This is a genomic window from Lentzea sp. NPDC051838 (genome assembly GCF_040681245.1).
Taxonomy (GTDB): Bacteria; Actinomycetota; Actinomycetes; order Mycobacteriales; family Pseudonocardiaceae; genus Lentzea.
Window position 1 is genome coordinate 61,153 of the sequence record NZ_JBFAYI010000001.1, and the last position, 17,967, is coordinate 79,119.

Genomic DNA, 17,967 nt, shown 5'->3' on the forward strand with positions numbered 1-17,967 from the left:
GGTCGCGCGTCGTCATACCTGGGCCTAACGCGCCGTCATACTTTGGTCCAGATGTCGATCAGAACCAGTGCAGACAGTGCGGCGGGTGTGCTGGGCGGAACATCGCGTCGGCCATCGCGGCAGCTCCGGGGCTGTGCGCCTGGACGTGTCCCGCCCTGATCAGGGTGCTCGGCGTGGTGCCGCCGAGGTAGATCGAACCCAGGTCGCGAACGTCGAACGTCAGGTCGGGCTTGCGGTCGGTCGGCTGGGTGGTGGCCTTGCCGTCCCGAACCGTCAGCAGGTACCGGCTCCGCTCGCCGAGGAACGGGTCGTGGACGTCCAGGACCAGCTCTCCATCGGCGAGGTAGCCGCGAGCGGCCAGCGCACGGGGCACGTCCAGCAGCCGCACCCACAGCCAGTCGATCTCGGGGCTCAGCACGCCCGCGTTGAAGTCCGCGAGCTGCCAGCGCAACGGGTGACCGGTGGGGAAGTGCCTGAACACGACCTCGGTGACCAGGTCGTGGCCGAGCGCGAACCGGGCCAGCGCCGCGAACACGTCGTCGTCCGTGGTGATCGTCTCGTCGATCGTGAGGCTGCCGTCGTTGAGCGCGTAGCTCGCGTACCCGTCCGGAGTGCCTTCCGCGTCTCGGTGCACGGCCACGTAGCGCGGTGCCGTCGCCACCGGAGGCTGCCCCGCGCCCAGCTCCCACCAGCGGCGGGGCCTCGACAACGCGCCGGGCTGGGCACGCCGGTACCGGTCGTAGACCTCCTCGAGGATCCCGCCGCACTCGGACCGCTTCAGCACCTCGATCGACCCCGTGTCCTGGTGGTTCGACCTGAACGCACCTTGAGCGCGCTGCACGGTCAGCCGCCGCGTGTAGGTCGCGGGCCCGTAGCCGTACCGCCCGTAGATACCGCCCTCGGTCGCGAGCAGCACGGCGAGGAAATCCCCGCGTTCGCGCAGTTCAGCGAGCTGGTGGCGCATCATCGCGGTGAGCGCCCCCTGCCGCCGGTGCGTCGGCAGCACCCCCACGCCGGTGATCCCGGCGGCCGGAACGACAACATCACCAGGAAGCGTTAGCTCGAACGAATACGCCGTGGCCGTGCCGACGGGCTTGTCGTCGTCGGTGAACGCCATCAGACCGCGCTCGATCTCGATCGCCGACCACCACAGCCCGCCACCGTTCTCGTCCGGCGTCTCGGGAAACCGCCCGAACGCGGTGTGCACGGTGTCGACGAAGGCGTCGAGGTCCTGGGCGGTCGTCGCGCGGATCTTCACGCACCACAGTGGATCGGCGCCTGTCGACGAGATCAACCGAATATCGTCGAACGGGTGACAAGCGCCGAGGACTTCGACCGCTGGTACGCCGACCGAGTCTCGTCGCCCGTGGCAGACGACCTCGTACAACGCCTGCTGGGTCTCCCTCCTGATCTGCAGTCCACCAGCCTCCTGAGCGGCCAGGGCCTCGACGAGGTGGTCGCGCTACTGGCTCTGAGCCCTGGAGAGGTTTTGCTCGACCTCGCCTGCGGGCGCGGCGGCTACGGCCGTGAGATCGCCCAGCGCACCGGCTGCGATCTCGTCGGCGTCGACTTCTCACCTGTCGCGATCGACCAGGCCCTGAGCCAGGGCGGCGACTTCCGCGTGGGCACGCTCACCGCCACCGGCCTCGACCCAGCCACGGCCGACGCGGTGCTGATCGTCGACGCCTTCCAGTTCGCCTCGCCGAAGCTCTCCTGTCTGCGAGAGTGCCTGCGCGTCCTGCGCCCCGGCGGCCGCCTGGCCATCACCACCTGGGAGGCCCTCGACCCCGAAGACCCACGCCTGCCCCTCCGCATGCGCCAGGTGGATCTCACCCGCCAGCTGCCCGAGGCCGGCTTCGTCGACGTCGAGGTCACCCACAAACCGGACTGGTGGGCGATCGAGGACCGGTTCTGGCGAGAGTCGCTCACCGTCGAGGCAGGCGACGACCTCGCCGTGCAGTCCATGCAGGAGGAAGCCCGGCGGGTGCTGGAAGGCTTCACCGGCCGCCGTCGCGTTCTGGCCACCGCGACCAAGGGCTCGCCGCCTGGATGACGGCGAGCCCGCTGTCGTCAGAGCTCCATCGTGTCCGCGTCGCAGTTCGCCCGAGTCGACCGGCACGCGGCGATCGTCGCCGGGTGGTCGTCTCCCAGCACGGTGCGGAATCCCTTCACCGCCCTGGCGTGCAGGATCGCGGCCTCGTCGGACCGTCCCGCGTTGTCGAGGTCGAGCGACAGGTTCAAGGTCACCGCGAGGGTGGACGGGTGTTCCGCGCCGAGCACGCGGGTCGACCGCGCGAGCAGATCCTCGTCCAACGTCCTGGCCTTCTCGTGCTCGCCGAGCGCGGCGAGGTCACTGGCGAGGTTCGTTTCCGCGACCATCGTGAACGGGTGGTCCTCATGGAACACCTCCCGCAGCTTCGCCACCGCGTCTTCGTTCAGGGCGCGGGCCTTCGCGGGGTCACCGACGAGCCGGCACGTCACCGCGAGGTTCGTGGCCGCGACCTGCGTGTACGGGTGGTGCTCCCCGCGGATGTCCTTGAACAGGTTGTGACTCTGCTCGGCCAGCTCGAGTGAGCCGGGCAGGTCGGGGATGAGCCTGAGGTCCGCGGAGAGACACATCAGCGAGGTGACGGTGTCGATGTGCTTCTCGCCGTGGCGCCTGCGGTACAGGACCGCGCAGTGTTCGGACAGCTGCCGCGCGCCGTCGTGGTCGCCCGCCTTGCGCAGCGCGACCGCCTGGTTCCGCATCGCGCCGATGGTGAACGGGTGGTCCTCGCCGAAGAGCTCCTTCTGCCTCTCCAGCGTCTCGCCCTGCATCAGGGCGCCAGTGATGTAGTCGCCGCACTCACGGATGTCCATGGCGAGTGCGTTGCGGCTGCGGAAGGTCAGCACGTGGTCCTCACCCAACACCACGGTCCGCCGGTCCAGGATCTCCTGGTCGAGCGTGCGTGCCCGGAAGAAGTCGCCCGAGATGCGGAAGCAGCTCGCGAGATTGCTCGCGTAGTAGAGCGTGGCCGGGTCGTTGCCGCCGAGGATGTCCGTCGACCGGTGGTACACCTCGTGCTGGAGCTGGAGTTCCTCGGAGAATCTGCCCTTGGCGCGGTAGTCCCCGGCAACGGTGTCGAGCATGCTGAGGTAGGTCTCGTTGTCCTCGCCGACCTCGTTGCGCACCATGCTGAGGATCTTCTCGTTGACGGCTATCGCCTCGTCGATCTTGCCGAGCCTGCGCAACGCGATCGCGTACCAGCGACTCATCTCCAGCACGTGCAGGTTGATCTCACCGAGAGTCGCCCGCCAGATGGAGATGCAGTGCTCGGCGAAGTCGAGCGCGCCGCCGTAGTCGCCGCTGGCGAGCAGGTAGCGGACGAGGTTGATCATCACTTCCCGCGCCCACTCTTCGCGGCAGTGCACGGCACTTGACGCGGTCGCGTGGGGGAGCAGTGCCGCGTACTGCGGCCAGTTGGCCGCGCTGTACGGGTCGCCGGGGTCGCCCTTGACCAGCAGTTGGTGCACGGCGTGCAGCGCCACCTCCCGTTCGTCGGGGCTCAGGCGGTTCTTCAGCACCGTCTGGACGAGTCGGTGCAGCTGCAGCGTGTTGTTGCTGTGGTCGATCTTGGCGAGGCTGTAGCGGCTGATCTCGCGGACGGCCCGGTTGAGCTTGATCGGGTCGGCCAACGCCTTCGCCAGCGCTTCGGGCACGTGCAGTCCGCGCGCACCGCTGAAGAGTTTGCGGGAGATGGGCTCCGGGCCGAAGAAGGCGCAGACCTGAAGGAGCTGGAGGGCCGCCGGGTGGTCCTTCTTCAGCTTGTTCAGCGGTACGTTCCACGCCGCCGCCACCGGCAGTTGGTAGCCGTTGGACCTGCCGGCTTCCAGCAGTTCGATGCGGTTCTGTTCGAGCAGGTCGAGGTACTCCGATGCCTGCATGCCGGTCTGCGCCCGCCAGGCCGCCGCTTGTTCGACGGCCAGGGGCAGGTCGCCGAGCGCTTCGGCGATCCGGTCCGCGTCCGCGTCGGTGAGTTCGCCACCGCGCCGGTTCAGCAGCTGTTTGCTCTCTGCGCGGGTGAACAGGTCGACCTCGATCGGCCGGGCGATGTTGCCCCACTCCGAGTTCCTGGAGGTGACGACGACGTGGCCCGAACCGGCGGGGAGGAACGGACGGACGGTCTCCGGGTGGTCCGCTTTGTCGAACACCAGGATCCAACGGGAGGACAGCTCACCGCGCCGCAACGCTTCCAGCACGGCGGGAACCGCGGTGTCGGCAGTCGTTGCTGTGGGCAGCTCCATCTTATTGGCCAGTTCGACCAGGCTGGAGGTGATCTGCGACGGGTGCTCTGCCGAGATCCACCAGACGATGTCGTACTCCGACGCGTGCTGGTAGATGTACTCGACGACCGTCTGGGACTTGCCAACGCCGCCCATGCCGTGCAACGCCTCTGGCAGGACGGCAGTCGTGCCAGGTTCGAGCAGCCGCTGGCGAAGGCTCTCCAGCAGCTGTTTGCGGCCGACGAAATCGGGATTCCGCAGCGGAACCGCACCCCAGATCTGGGGTTCGCTCATCCCTTCGCGGGGTCGCTCCACCGGAAAAGGGAATCCTTCGGCGGTCATGCGTTCTCCTCAGCTGAGAAGGTGTCGCACCTCGATGCGACGACAATCGGGGGTTGTGTTACCTGCACGCTAGATTTCTCCTGCTCCTCTTGCTGGATCGATCCAGATCCGCGCATTCGAGGAGGGATCCAGTCTTTCCAAGTCGCTTTGCGCGCCTGCTGTAGCGGCCCGAGAGCGCGTGGAAACCGCTTCTGTGTCGCAATGCGCGGAAGGTTTTCGGCATCCGGCACGGGAACGGTGGCGTGGCCCGGCAAATGCGGTGCTGCGCCAAGTGTAGCAATGTTTCATGCTGCGATCGGCGTACCGGCCGATCGTGCGTCGGAACCGGTTCATGTCCGGTCGTCAAACCTCGCGTGGAAGTTCTCGGCATGCCGGCGAGGTGGAGAGTCCGCTCGGCTGGATCGCCCGGTTGGTGGGCGAGAACCTCATGTTCTCGCTCAGTTGGAATTGAAGTCGCGCGCATGGATCGCAGCTCCGGTGATTTCTCGAGCAGCCCATCGCGCCACGGGACCTGGCCAAGGTGACGACAGCGGGTAGCAGAGTGCGTCACCTTCCGCGCTCTGTTCTGTTCGGAGCCGTGTTCGGCCGTCCGATTCCAGGTTCGGAGTGTTACAGCGATCGACCGGCATCGGAGTGTCGGTTTCTCCTTGTCGTGGATCGCAGGCCGTAGTCAATTCGCCGGTTCTTGGTCCGCGGGCGCCCTTGTCGCTTCCGCCGAACGGCCCACCTGAATGGAGTTCTGCTCCAATTCCTGGAAGTGGGTGGCGCCGGCCCGTGGCGTGCCGCGGTCGCCCGCGGTGGGCTTCGGAATGGTCACGGTGGGTCCTCACAATCGGCCCTGCCCGAGAGACCGCATGCCACGCACTCCGCCTCGAGCCGACCGTCGGGACGGCGACCGCACCGGTGGCGCCAGATGGTGCCGACCCGTTCGGCCGCAGCGGAATCCCCGCCCTGGGCGCTCCCCATACCGTCGCGTGGCGGGCATCATGGAATTGCTGTCGGGGCAAGGGAGGGCCAGCGATGGATTCACGACAGGATCTGTTGACCCGCCAGATAGATCTCACCGGCATTCCGCTCTCCGCGCTCCGCAGTTTCCACAGACCAGAGCTGCACGCCGCGATTGCGCGGATGTTGTCGAACGCCCGGCGCTGTTCGCCGGGCGAGGCTGTCCAGGAACAACGAGATTGAGCGGCTCGGCCCCGTTGGGCCTGCTCAGGCTGCCGCGGGAGGCCTTCGAACAGCTCTGTGCAGGCCCCGTCGACGCTGAAAGCTCGGCGGCGTTGAGGAAAGGCCAGTACAGCATTCGGCGGTTGATGCTGAGGTCGTTGGCCGAGGCCGTGGCGGGTGCCGAGGCGCGGTTGGCGCGCGATGTCGAAATGGCGTGGAATCTGCTCGCCGAAGCCGAAGAACTCGCGCCGGCTGTTGTTGAAGACGTGGTGATGTATCCGACGGTGGGCGTGCGTTTGGCGAAGGCGTTGCACGACGTCAGTGCCACAATGCCGTCCGCGCGGGAAGTCGGGGTGCTGCAGACGATCGCCGCCGCGGTGGCTGTCCGAAGTGGACTTACCGGAACCATCAGGGTGCCGGTGGTGTTCGGCGCCGTGACGCTGCCGACGGTGGGGCAGTGGCAGCTGCCGTCCACGGGGTTCCCGATCGGGCAGACGGAGCTGCGCATCGGGAACGGCTCCGCGACCACGGCACAGAAGAGCACCTTCCTGCCTTCCAAGGACCACAGGGTCGAGGCAGGTGGCAGGACGCTGGCCATCACGTTCGAGGACCTCGACCCGGAGCGCGAGTTCAAGGTGCCCACGGCTCCTGCTCCGCTCGACGCCGTCGAACACGACGATTGGGCGAAGTTGCTCGGCGAGGCGTGGCGTCTCCTGACGCGATGGCACCCCGGTTGCGCGGAAGAACTGGCAGCAGGGGTGCGCGCGTTGATCCCACTCGCTGCGGGCACCGCGGTGTTCGCCGCGTCGTCCTCGAACGCGTTCGGCGGGATCGCCATGTCTCCCAAGGCAACGGCGACTCAACTCGCCGAGGCGCTCGTGCACGAGGTTCAGCATTCGAAGCTCAACGCGTTGGTGGATCTCGTCGACCTGACCTCCGCCGACGCAGGGTTGGTCTACGCACCGTGGCGGGACGATCCTCGCTCGCTCATGGGCCTGTTGCACGGCATCTACGCGTTCACCGCGGTGGTCGAGTTCTGGCACGTGCAACGCGAACTCGTTCCACCCGCGGAGACTCGTCGTGCTCATTTCTCGTTCGCCCTCCGTCGTGGTCAGGTACGAGCGGCTGTGGATTCGTTGCGCGGCAACACCAAGCTGACTGATCTGGGACGGGCGTTCGTGGCTGCCGCGTCGGTTCGGCTGGCGGTGTGCGAGACGGCCTCGGTGCCGGACGACCTGGCCGAGACCGTGGTCGAGCTGCTCTCCGAGCACCGGGTGACGTGGCGGCTGCACCACCTGCGCCCGGAGCCCGGTGACGTTGACGCGCTGGCCGACGCGTGGGTGCGGGGAGCACCGTGTCCGCGCCAGGCGGAAAGCAAGATCGTCCCGAGCGAAACACCGGCCGGGCAGCGCGGCGCGATGCTGAAAATGCGTGCGGTGGCAACAGATCGGTTCGAAGTGGCGGTCGCACTCGACTCAGCGGACGCGATGTTCGCGCGGGGTGAGTGCGAAGCCGCCGCGGCCCTGTACACCCGGCGCATCCACACGGATCCGAGCGATCTCGACGCGTGGGCAGGGCTTGCCGTGACGTCACGAGCTGGGGCGTTGCCCGACCAGCCAGCGACGGTGCGAGCGGTGCACGCGCTGGTGACAGCGCGCACTGGTGCACCGCCCGCACCCCAGGAGCTCGCTGTCTGGATGACAGCGAGCCGGTGCAGTTAGAGCTCCATCGTGTCGGCGTCGCAGTTCGCCCGGACGGACTGGCTCGCCGCGATCGTGGCTGGGTGGTTGTCGCCGAGTGCCCTCCGGAATCCGGCCATGGTGGTGGCGTGCAGGATCGCCGCCTCGTCGGATCGCCCCGCGTTGGTGAGGTCGATCGACAGGTTCAGAGCCACGGCGAGGGTGGACGGGTGTTCCGCGCCGAGCACGCGGGTCGACCGTGCGAGCAGGTCCTCGTCGAGTTTCCTTGCCTTCTCGTGCTCGCGGAGCGCCGCGAGGTCGCTGGCGAGGTTCGTTGCCGCCACCATCGTGAACGGGTGGTCCTCGCCGAACACCTCCCGCAGCTTCGCGACCGCGTGCTCGTTGAGGGAGCGAGCCTTCGCGAGGTCACCGGAAAGACGGCGGGTCACGGCGAGGTTCGTGGCCGCGATCAAGGTGTACGGGTGGTCCTCACCGCGGATGTCCTTGAACAGGTTGTGACTCTGCTCGGCCAGCTCGAGTGAGCCGGGCAGGTCGGGGATGAGCCTCAGGTCCGCGGAGAGACACATCAGCGAGGTGACGGTGTCGATGTGCTTCTCGCCGTGGCGCCTGCGGTAGAGCGCCACGCACTTCTCCGACAGCTCCCGCGCGCCGTCGTGGTCGCCCGCCTTGCGCAGGGCGACCGCCAGGTTGCGCGTGGCGCCGATGGTGAACGGGTGGTCCTCGCCGAAGAGCTCCTTCTGCCTCTCCAGCGTCTCTCCCTGCAGCCTGGCGGCGCCGACGTAGTCACCGGACTCGCGGATGTCCATGGCCAGCGCGTTGCGGGAGCGGTAGGTCGAGAGGTGGTCGTCACCGAGCACGATGGTGTTGCGGTTCAAGGTGTCCTGGTCGAGTTCCCGGGCACGGAAGAAGTCGCCCGAGATCCGGTAGCAGCTCGCGAGGTTGTTCGCGTACTTCAGGGTGGCCGGTTCGTTCTCGCCGAGGATGTCCTTGGCTCGGTCGAACACCAACTGCTGAAGTTGCAGCTCCTCGGTGAAGTTGCCGTTGGCGCGCCGGTCCGCCGCGGCGGTGTCGAGCATGCCGAGATAGGTCTCGTTGTTCTCGCCGACCTCGTTGCGCAGCAGGCTGAGGGTGTTCTCGTTGAGAGCCATCGCCTCGTCGATCCTGCCGAGCCTGCGCAGTGCGATTCCGTACCGGCGGCTCATCTCCAGCGTGTGCAGGTTGGTCTCGCCCAGATTCTCCTTCCAGACGTCGATGCACTGCTTGGAGAAGTCGAGCGCGCCGCCGTAGTCGCCGCTGGCGTGCAGGTAGCGGGCGAGGTTGATCATCAGCTCGCGCACCCACTCGTCGTGGCAGTTCACCGCCCTGGACATGGTGGCGTGGGGGAGCAGTGCCGCGTACTGCGGCCAGTTCGCCGCGCTGTCGGGGTCTCCTGGGTCGCCCTTGACGAGAAGCACGTGCACGGCGTGCCGCATGACGTCCGTCTCGTCGGAGTCCAACCGGTTCTTCAGCACTGTCTGGACGAGTCGGTGCAGCTGCAACGTGTTGTTCCGATGGTCGATCTTGGCGAGGCTGTAGCGGCTGATCTCGCGGATGGCTCGGTTGAGTTTGATCGGGTCAGCGAAGGCCTTCGCCAGTGCTTCGGGCACGGAGATGTTGCGCGCGCCGCTGAAGAGCTTGCGGGAGATGGGTTCCGGGCCGAAGAAGGCGCAGACCTGAAGGAGTTGCAGGGCCGCGCGGTGCTCCTGCTTCAAGCGGTTCAGCGGGACGTTCCACGCTGCCGCCACCGGCAGCTGGTAGCCGCTCGATGTTCCCGCTTCCAGCAGTTCGATGCGGTTCTGTTCGAGCAGGTCGAGGTATTCGGAGACCTGCATGCCGGTCTGTGCGCGCCAGGCCGCTGCCTGTTCGATGGCCAGGGGCAGGTCGCCGAGTGCTTCGGCCAAGCGGTCCGCGTCGGCGTCGGTTAGTTCGCCGCCGCGCCGGTTGAGCAGCTGTTTGCTCTCGGCGCGGGTGAACAGATCGACCTCGACCGGGCGGGCGATGTTGCCCCACTCGGAGTTGCGCGAGGTGACGACGACATGACCGGAGCCCGCCGGGAAGAACGGACGGACGGTGTCGGGGCGGTCCGCGTTGTCGAAGACCAGGATCCAGCGGGAGTACGGCTCTTCACCGCGCCGCAACGCGTCCAGCACCGCGGGAACCGCCGCGTCCGCGGTCGCGGCCGTGGGCAGTGACATCTTCTTCGCCAGTTCGACCAGGCTGGAAGTGATTTGCGACGGGTGTTCGGCCGAGATCCACCAGACGATGTCGTACTCCGACGCGTGCTGGTAGATGTACTCGACGACGGTCTGCGACTTGCCGACACCACCCATGCCGTGCAGCGCTTCGGGAAGAACGGCGGTCGCGCCGGGTTCGAGCAGCCGCTGGCGAAGGCTCTCCAGCAGCTGTTTGCGGCCGACGAAATCGGGATTTCGCAGCGGGACCGCACCCCACAGCTGAGGTTTGCTCATACCCTCGCGTCGTTGTTCCACCGAAAGAGGGAATCCTGGGGCGGTCACTTGTTCTCCCTCGTCCGAGAACGTGTTGCCGGTCGACTCGGCCACGTTCGGGGGTTCGGTCACCTGCACGCTAGATTTCTCCTGCTCCTCTTGCTGGATCGATCCAGATCCTTCGCATTCGAGGAGCAGCCTAGTCTTTCCAAGTCGCTTTGCGCGCCTGCTGTAAGGGCCCGAGAGCGTGCGGAACACGGCCTCCTGCACCCGGATGTACGGCAGATTTTCGGCATTCGGCGCAGGATCTGCCGTTTCGTCCGGTGCGTCGAGTGCGGCGGCGAAGTTTCGCAATGTGCCATTGACGCGATCGGCATACCTGCCGACCATTCGCGCCACTCTGATCGTGTCCGCACGGCGCGCGCCGGCCAGCAGTTCTTCGCGGACGCCGTCGTGGAACTCGTAGGCGACCCTGGTGGGATCCGGCGCCGATCCGTTGGGCGGCACGTGTTTCAGCAACCCGCCCAGCACCACCTCGGCGAGGGCGGACAGGCCGGTGCCGGGCAGCATGATCCGCTGGACGAGCTTGATGAGCGGCAGGCTGAGCGGCGTGGCGGCGAGCAGCCCTGCGAGGTGGAAGGCGGGAACCGACGCCTGGGTCCGGAAGCGCATCAGCCGGGCGTGCGCCGAGAGCTGCTCGACGGGCTCTTCCGGTGCGCTGACAACGGGTCCGTCGAGCGGGCGCACCATGGCCGCCGTCGTCTCGACCCACTCCGAGCCGGGCGCGGTCATCAGCCGCGACCAGCCGGTGAACCACTCCGGTGAGAGGGCGAGCACGGGGACGGGAATCGCGGACGGGTCGCCCACGTCGAGCGCCAGGTCGGGCTCGACCACCCGCACCCGCAGCTCCTTGTTGGCCGATCCCGGCGACGGCGCGGACAACCGCACCCGGCGCGTGGCGAGACCGCCCCACCGCCAGAGTCGTTGTTCCAGAACGTGCACGACGGCGGTCGGCATCACCCTGCCCCACCGGAACAGCAGCTCGTTCGCGGCGCCTTCGTGCCACGCGTGCCCGATCGCGTCCGTCATGACGAGAACCACGCGGCGGCCGGTCGGATCCACGAGGTCCGACCAGTGCTGTCCGCGTCCCTGCCCGCCTTCGGGCCGCAGCACCAGGTCCGCGAGCGAGGACTTCGAGAAGTCGAGGCGCAGGAACCGGACGTCGCGGAACGCACCCTGGCGCTGCAGCAGGGTGAGGAAGTCCTGGATGGTCTGCTGCCAGATCTCCATCGAAGGCGCGGCATCGGCGACCAGCACGACGTCGAACTTCCGCCACGCCGCGGGCCGCCACTCGGGCAGCCACAACCCCTCCTGCGCCGCGCGGACCGCGGTGGCGTCCTCGTCGAGCTCCGTGCGCCACGGTGAGGCTTCCGGCCGCATGAACGGCCGCAGCGCGCTCGCGATCCGGCGCGGTTCCGACAGCGCGGGCACGGTGGGCCAAGCGAACGCGGCCTCGCCGTTCGTCGTCGCCTCACCGCCCACCGGGATCGGGAACACCCTCGCGGGCCCCGGTGTCCAGTTCTCCTCCTCCGCGGTGGGGGAGGCCTCCGGGCGGGGCGTGCGGTCCGGTTGCTCGGGTGTGGTGTCGGGCGCCTCGGCGGGGCTGTCCTGCTCGGGTTCCTCGTGCTCGGTCTCGGCGGGAGCGGTGTCCTCCTCGACCGGCGGCGCCGAGGAGATGCCGGGTTCCGGCTGGTGCAACTGATGGGCGAGCCAGAGGGCGTCGCGCACCTCGCGGCAGGTGAGGTCCGCTGTGGACAGCGAACGATCAGGGCCGCCGGGGTGGACGAACTGTTGCAGCACGACGGCGTCGAACCCGCTGCCCGCGTGGGCCGGGGTTCGCTCGTCCTTCGGCAGCCGGCTCATGCCCTCGTCACCGGCTCCCTTCCGGGGCGGCCGGCGGAACCGGCACCACCACCCGAGCCGGGTCGTCCCACAGCACGGTCAGCTTCCCGCAGACGTGCCGTGCCGCCGCGCCTTCCTCGAACGCCGTCGCCCGCGCCAGCCGCACCCGTTCGAGCAGGTGGTGGGGGTCGTCCTCGCCGTGCAGCAGCTCCTCGACCATCGACACGAACTCGGCCGTGTCGCACTTCTCCCGGTGCCACACCATCAACGGCACGCCGGCGCGCAGACCCACCGCGACCTCGTCCTGACCGGCCTTCTCGACCTGGGGCGGCGCGCTCAGCACGAGCGACACCAGCTTGGGCTTGCGCTCGAAGTTCGACATCAGCTCGCGCAGGCCGCTGTCGGTCGCCGAGCGGCTCCAGCACGCCGAGTCGCGTTTGAGCGCCGGACCGTGCGTGAGCTGGGCGAGCAGCACCTCCCACCGCGCGTGCCACGACCTGTGCCACTTGCGCTTCACCATCCGGTCGAGGCTGCGCACGACCAGCGGGTAGCGGCACCCGATCGGTTCGGGGATCAGCGTGTCCGTCTCCCACGGCCACTGGTCGACGTCCAGCGAGATGATCTCGCTCGGCAGGACGATCTCGATGTGGATGTCCGGCCGGTACTGCGCCCACTTCTCCTCGACGTCCTCGATGAGGGCGGCGACGTGCTCCTTCATCGCGTCGAGCTCGTCGACCAGGTCCTTGCCGCGATGAGGTGCCCACCCCGCCGAGAGGTCGAGCTGCCTCCAGTGCGACAGGCGGTACCGGCCGCCCGTCGAGCCTTCCCGTTGAAGCTGCAGCAAGAGGTAGGCAACGGAACTGGGTGGCGGGGTCAGCGAGGTCTGCGGCTCCTGGGCACCTCGGAAGGCCTTCAGCTCGGCCTCCAGGTCCATCCGCAGGGCCTGGCGTTCCACCCACCGGCGCAGCTCGATCGCGAGCTCCGGGCGAACCCTGGCGGCGATGTGCTCGACGAGCAGCAGCGGCTTGGGTATTCCGCTCGGATCGGAATTCAGCGTCTCAAGTGCGCGGAAGACCTCTCGATAGGTCGTTTGTTCGCGCAGTCTCGGTGCGGCGGGACCCGCGATGGCGTCGTAAATCTCCGCGATGTCCGCCACCACGACGCCCTGCAGCAACGTGAACAACCTTGTGGTTTCCTCGGGCGGCAGGAGTTCGAGCGCTGTCATCTCCGCAACGATTGCGCGCAACGCTCCCATCGGCTTGGAGCCCGGCTCGATTCGTTCGAGCACGCGCAGCAACGTGGTCAACCCTTTCGGGTGTTGCGAACAGACATCGGCCAGGCTGTACAGGTGGATGACGGTCTGGGGGTGTTCCTCGAACGGCAATTGCTCGCGCAGTTCGAGGCACACCATACGGGCAACCGTGTTGCGTCCGCTGCGATCCGCCAAACAGGTGATGTTCTGCATGGCGTCGACAAGGGCCCACAGGGTGCTGTCGTCGGCCCACACCATGCCAGCCCTCCTCGGTCGAGAGGTCGGTGTTCGGAGTATGACAGCGTTCGACCGACACCGGGGTGTCGCTTTACCCCAGTTCCGCATTACACACCGAAGTCGATTTCAGCGGTTTTCCTCCAGCAGCGTGCGCGCCGCCTCCGCCGAACGGCGCACCGGAATGGACTCCCCCTCCAATTCCCGGATGACGCGCAACAGGTCGCCCAGGCCGTCGTCGTAGTTGAGGCAGGTCTGCACCAGCGAGATCACCTGCATGCGGGCGGTCTGCTGCTGCGGCACCGCGTCGGCGATCTCCCGGCGCATCCTCGACAGGGTCAGGCGGCGGCTCGGCTCGTCGCGCACTGACGGCACCTCCAGCAGGGCGTTGACGAGTGCCCCGAAGGCGTCGTCCGACCGGCTGGACGGAGGTGGCGTCGGCTGGCCGTAGAAGTAGTTGTTGACGTCGCCGTGGACCGCGCCCGCCTGGAACAGGAAGCCGTCCACCGGGCCGTTCGCCTCGTTGCTCACCTGAGGTGGGTCGTCGGGTGGGTCTTCTGGGCTTTCCTCGGGCTCGGTCACGGTTCGCAGCTTGGCACAGCGAGCGCCGGCCCCGCGACTATCCACTGTGGAGGGTCAGCTGCGTGCCCTGCCAGCGTTGCCGGAGCCGTCTGTCGTGGCTCGCCAGCACGATCGCGCCTGGTCCGGTGCCCAGTGCGTCCTCCAGTTCGTCGCACAGGGTGGGGGAGAGGTGGTTGGTGGGCTCGTCGAGCAGCAGCAGGTGTGGTGGGTTGGCGACCAGGAGGGCGAGGGCCAGGCGGCGGCGTTGGCCCACTGACAGGGCGCCGACGGGTTTGGCCAGGTCTCGTTCGTGCAGCAGTCCCAACGACTCCAGCGGGATCTGCTGCACGCGTTCGGCGCCCAGCGCGCGGCCGTAGGTGCCTCGCGGGGTGAGGCGGGGGTTGGCGAACGACGTGTCCTGGGCGAGCAGGCCGACGCGGAGATCCGGGTGCCTCCACACCCCAGCGGCTTCCAGCTGACCGGCCATGACCAGCAGCAAGGTCGACTTGCCCGCACCGTTGGGGCCGGTGATCAGGAGCCGGGCGCCGTCGTGGACGTCCAGGAGGTCGAGATTCAGCCTTCCGGGTACGTCCACGTCACGCAGGGACAGCAGGAGTTCGTTGGTCGGCAACGATGTCAGCGCGTCCGGCGTGAAGGTCAGCGGGCGCGGGGGAGCGGGGACGCGGCGGCGTTCGAGGTCTTCGAGGCGGCGGGTGGTGTTGCGGACGCGGCGGGAGATCTGGCTCTGCACGCGGTTGGCCCGCACGCCGTAGCCCATCTTCTCGCTGTCGCGCTTCAAGCGGTTCGGGGCCACGCGGTGCGCGGTGGTGCCGAGCGATGAACGCAACCCGTCCAGTTCCTCCTGTTCTTCGAGGTACTGGCGTTCCCAGCGGGCCCGGTCCGCGCGCTTCTGCCGGACGTACTCGCTGTAGGTGCCGCCGAACCGGACCGGGCCCTCGACGGCGGGGTCGAGGTCGATCAGGTCCGTGCAGACCTCGTCGAGGAACGCCCTGTCGTGGCTCGCCAGCACGACGCACCCAGGCAGGCCTCGAAGCTGTGCGGCCAGGAACGCGGCTGCCTCGTCGTCGAGGTGGTTCGTCGGCTCGTCCAGCAGCAACGCGCTCGGTCTGCGGATGATCAGTGCGGCGAGTGCGAGGCGCCGGCGTTGGCCACCGGAGAGAGAATCGAGGGTGCGGTGCCATTCCACGTCGCCGAGCCCGAGTCCGCCGAGGACGATGACGGCTCTGCGGTCGGCGTCCCAGGCTTCGTGCCGGTGAGCCAGTTCGAGGCGCTCGGCGTAGGCCGCCTCGACGTCTTCGGTGCCCATCAGAGCAGCGAGCCGCTCCAGTTCCGCGAGGTCTTCCCGTGCCTCCCTCACCGCGTCGTCGACGACCTCGGCCACCGTGGCGGACGAGGCGAACTCCCTCTCCTGGTGCAGGAAACCGAGGTCCGGTGGGCGTTCCACGGTGCCGCCGTCGGGCTGGTCGACGCCCGCGAGCAGCCGCAGCAGCGTCGACTTGCCCGCGCCGTTCTCACCGATCAGCCCGATCCGGCGAAGAGGTGCCGCGACGAGCGACACCCCGTCGACCACCCGCCGGTTGCCGAAGACGCGCACCAAGTCGGAAGCGACCAGCGCTGCCTCAGGCATGACCGCCCTCCAGCAGCTTGCCGTTCTCCAGCCGGAGCCGGCGGTCGATCCTCACCTCGCTCAGGAACCGTTCGTCGTGACTGACGACGACGAACGCGCCCTGGTACGCGTTCAGCGCGCTTTCCAGCTGCCCGGCGCTCACGAGGTCGAGGTTGTTCGTCGGTTCGTCGAGCAACAGCAGTTGGGGCGCGGGCTCGGCGAACAGGATGCACGCCAGCGTGGCGCGCAGCCTTTCGCCGCCGGACAGGACGCCGACCGGCAGGTGTGCTCGCGCGCCGCGGAACAGGAAGCGCGCCAACAGGTTCATCCGCTCGGCCGGGGGCATGGCCGGGGCGGACGCGGCCAGGTTCTCCGCCACGGTCAGCGCGTCGTCGAGCAGGTCCAGGCGCTGCGACAGGTAGGCGACGCGGCCGTCGGCCCTTTTCACGTCTCCGGAGTCCGGTTGCGAAGAACCGTGGATCACCCGCAGCAACGTCGACTTGCCCGCGCCGTTCGGAGCGGACAACGCGATGCGTTCCGGACCGCGAATCGCGAGGTCCACGTCGTCGAACAGCGCACGCACCCGGATGTCCGTGCCCAGGAACAACGTCCGCCCGGCGGGCACGGCGGTCTGCGGCAGCTCCAGGCTGATCTTCTGGTCGTCCTTCAACGCGCGTTCGGCCGCGTCGAGCCGTGTCCTGGCGGCGGACAACCGGGACGCGTGCGTGCCGTCGGCCTTCGCTGCCGACACCTCGGCGTTGCGCTTCATGTTGCCCGCGAAGATCCGCGGCAGACCGGCGTTGGAGAGGTTCTTCTGCGCGTTGCTGGCGCGCCGCGCTGCCCGTTCGCGCGCCTGCTGCATCTCCCGCTTCTCGCGCTTGACCTCCTGCTCGGCGCTGCGGATGTTCTTCTCCGCCACCTCGCGCTCGGCCGCGACCGCCTCCTCGTACTCGCTGAAGTTGCCGCCGTAGAACCGGATCTCGCCGCCGTCGAGCTCGGCGATCCGGTCCATCCGGTCGAGCAGCGCGCGGTCGTGGCTGACCACGAGCAGGCAGCCGCGCCAGTCGTCCAGCACGTCGTAGAGCCGGTGCCGCGCGTCGAGGTCGAGGTTGTTCGTCGGCTCGTCGAGCAGCAGCACGTCCGGCTGCTTCAGCAACTGCGCCGCGAGTCCGAGCGAGATGATCTGGCCGCCGCTCACCGTGTCGAGCCGGCGATCCAGCGCGAGCTCACCGAGACCGAGCCGGTCGAGCTGGGCGCGGGTGCGTTCCTCGAGGTCCCAGTCGGTGCCGATGACGGTGAAGTGCTCCTCGGCGGCGTCACCGGACTCGACGGCGGCGATCGCTCGCAGCACGTCCGCGACGCCCAGCACCTCCGCCACGGTCAGGTCCGCGGTCAACGGCAGATCCTGCGGCAGGTAGCCGAGCACTCCCTCGACGGACACGCTGCCGTCGGCGGGCTTCAGCGCACCCGCCACGAGTTTGAGCAGAGTCGACTTGCCGGCGCCGTTGGGCGCGACCAGACCGGTGCGGCCGTCCGGCACGGTCGCGGACAGACCGTCGAACACAGGAGTGTCGTCCGGCCAGGCGAAAGACAGCGTGGAAAGAACGATGGACATGGAGAGACCCCAAGATGTGCAGGCGTGGAAAAAGGGGACGACGAAACGGCCATCGCGATCGATGGCCTCTCACATCTCGGGCTCACCCTGAGATGTCGTCTTCACCCACCAGCAGCACAGCGATCTCCTCGTCAGAACCTTGATCTCCACGGTAGCAGCCGGAGGCAATTCAGTAGCGGCGACAGGCCCGCGCCAGGTTGACTCAGCCCTGTGACCAGGATGAACGCCGTCTGGCGGCGGAGCGGTGACCTGCCGTTGGAGCTGCCGTACCCGTCGGTCGACCTGCTGGTGTTCGCGGACGGCACGCTGTGGCTGAGCGGTCCGGAGACCGTGGCGAGGACCGGCAGGCTGACCCAGCCGCTGACCGGAGTGCACCTGAAGCCGGGAACCTGCGCGGACGTGCTGGGGCTCGCCGCCGACGAGGTGCCGCTGGGCGGAATGCGGATCCCCGACGAGAGCCTTCGCGCGTTGCGAGGTCCGGCTGGTGCGGGCGATTCGGTGGTGAGACAGGTGATTCGGGCGATTCACGCGGATCCAGGGGCTCCGCTTTCGTCGCACGTGGTCGGGTTGTCGCCACGGCAGCTGCGGCGCAGGTTCCAGGTGGCGGTCGGGTTGAGCCCCAAGGCTTACGCACGCGTGGTGCGGCTGCATCGTGCGATGGCGTTGGCGCGCGAGGCAGCACCGGACTGGGCGTCGGTGGCGGTGCGGGCCGGGTTCTACGACCAGCCGCACATGCTGGCGGAGTTCCGGCGCGCGGTCGGCATGTCGTGTGTCCGTTTCTTCCAATCGACGACAGCGGCCTCCGCAGCACGCTGAAG

General features: G+C 68.3%; 11 protein-coding genes. 3 read left to right on the forward strand and 8 right to left on the reverse strand.

Annotation, left to right across the window (positions count from 1 at the left end):
* Window positions 1-58: 58 nt before the first annotated feature.
* On the reverse strand, window positions 59-1,258 hold the full coding sequence (locus AB0M24_RS00215) for a GNAT family N-acetyltransferase (RefSeq protein WP_363758553.1): 1,200 nt from the start codon (window positions 1,256-1,258) through the stop codon (window positions 59-61).
* A gap of 54 nt (window positions 1,259-1,312) precedes the next feature.
* On the opposite strand from AB0M24_RS00215, the gene AB0M24_RS00220 reads away from it, so the two are divergent.
* Window positions 1,313-2,053 carry a methyltransferase domain-containing protein gene (locus AB0M24_RS00220; RefSeq protein ID WP_363758556.1) on the forward strand — a complete coding sequence of 247 codons (741 nt, stop codon included), beginning with the start codon at window positions 1,313-1,315 and terminating at the stop codon, window positions 2,051-2,053.
* A 17-nt stretch (window positions 2,054-2,070) separates the two neighbouring features.
* Here AB0M24_RS00220 and fxsT (AB0M24_RS00225) read toward each other — a convergent pair whose 3' ends face one another.
* Entirely contained in the window at window positions 2,071-4,605 is a 2,535-nt protein-coding gene (gene fxsT, locus AB0M24_RS00225; RefSeq protein WP_363758559.1) for an FxSxx-COOH system tetratricopeptide repeat protein, read from the reverse strand.
* A gap of 670 nt (window positions 4,606-5,275) precedes the next feature.
* A complete protein-coding gene (locus AB0M24_RS00230; protein ID WP_363758562.1) occupies window positions 5,276-5,422 on the reverse strand; it encodes a hypothetical protein in 147 nt (48 codons plus the stop codon).
* 496 nt (window positions 5,423-5,918) lie between these two features.
* On the opposite strand from AB0M24_RS00230, the gene AB0M24_RS00235 reads away from it, so the two are divergent.
* Window positions 5,919-7,493, forward strand: coding sequence for an HEXXH motif domain-containing protein (locus tag AB0M24_RS00235; RefSeq protein WP_363758565.1), 1,575 nt, complete (start codon window positions 5,919-5,921; stop codon window positions 7,491-7,493).
* On the opposite strand, the gene fxsT (AB0M24_RS00240) is transcribed toward AB0M24_RS00235, so the two are convergent.
* The 5 genes from fxsT (AB0M24_RS00240) to AB0M24_RS00260 form a co-directional block, all read right to left on the reverse strand.
* Complete coding sequence (gene fxsT, locus AB0M24_RS00240) at window positions 7,490-11,881, reverse strand: FxSxx-COOH system tetratricopeptide repeat protein (RefSeq protein ID WP_363758568.1); 4,392 nt, start codon at window positions 11,879-11,881, stop codon at window positions 7,490-7,492. The two genes, AB0M24_RS00235 and fxsT (AB0M24_RS00240), sit on opposite strands and share 4 nt — an antisense overlap.
* 7 nt (window positions 11,882-11,888) lie before the next feature.
* Window positions 11,889-13,370, reverse strand: coding sequence for a hypothetical protein (locus AB0M24_RS00245; RefSeq protein ID WP_363758571.1), 1,482 nt, complete (start codon window positions 13,368-13,370; stop codon window positions 11,889-11,891).
* Between the two features lie 105 nt (window positions 13,371-13,475).
* Window positions 13,476-13,928 carry a hypothetical protein gene (locus tag AB0M24_RS00250; protein ID WP_363758574.1) on the reverse strand — a complete coding sequence of 151 codons (453 nt, stop codon included), beginning with the start codon at window positions 13,926-13,928 and terminating at the stop codon, window positions 13,476-13,478.
* 37 nt (window positions 13,929-13,965) lie between these two features.
* Window positions 13,966-15,555 (reverse strand): ABC-F family ATP-binding cassette domain-containing protein, encoded by a 1,590-nt coding sequence (locus AB0M24_RS00255; RefSeq protein WP_363758578.1) that lies wholly within the window; start codon window positions 15,553-15,555, stop codon window positions 13,966-13,968.
* A complete protein-coding gene (locus AB0M24_RS00260; protein ID WP_363758581.1) occupies window positions 15,548-17,149 on the reverse strand; it encodes an ABC-F family ATP-binding cassette domain-containing protein in 1,602 nt (533 codons plus the stop codon). The genes AB0M24_RS00255 and AB0M24_RS00260 overlap by 8 nt, the downstream gene beginning before the upstream one ends.
* Before the next feature lie 219 nt (window positions 17,150-17,368).
* Between AB0M24_RS00260 and AB0M24_RS00265 the strand changes: the two genes are divergently transcribed.
* Window positions 17,369-17,965: an AraC family transcriptional regulator gene (locus AB0M24_RS00265; RefSeq protein ID WP_363761520.1), complete on the forward strand. Its 597-nt coding sequence runs from the start codon at window positions 17,369-17,371 to the stop codon at window positions 17,963-17,965.
* Window positions 17,966-17,967 lie beyond the last annotated feature (2 nt).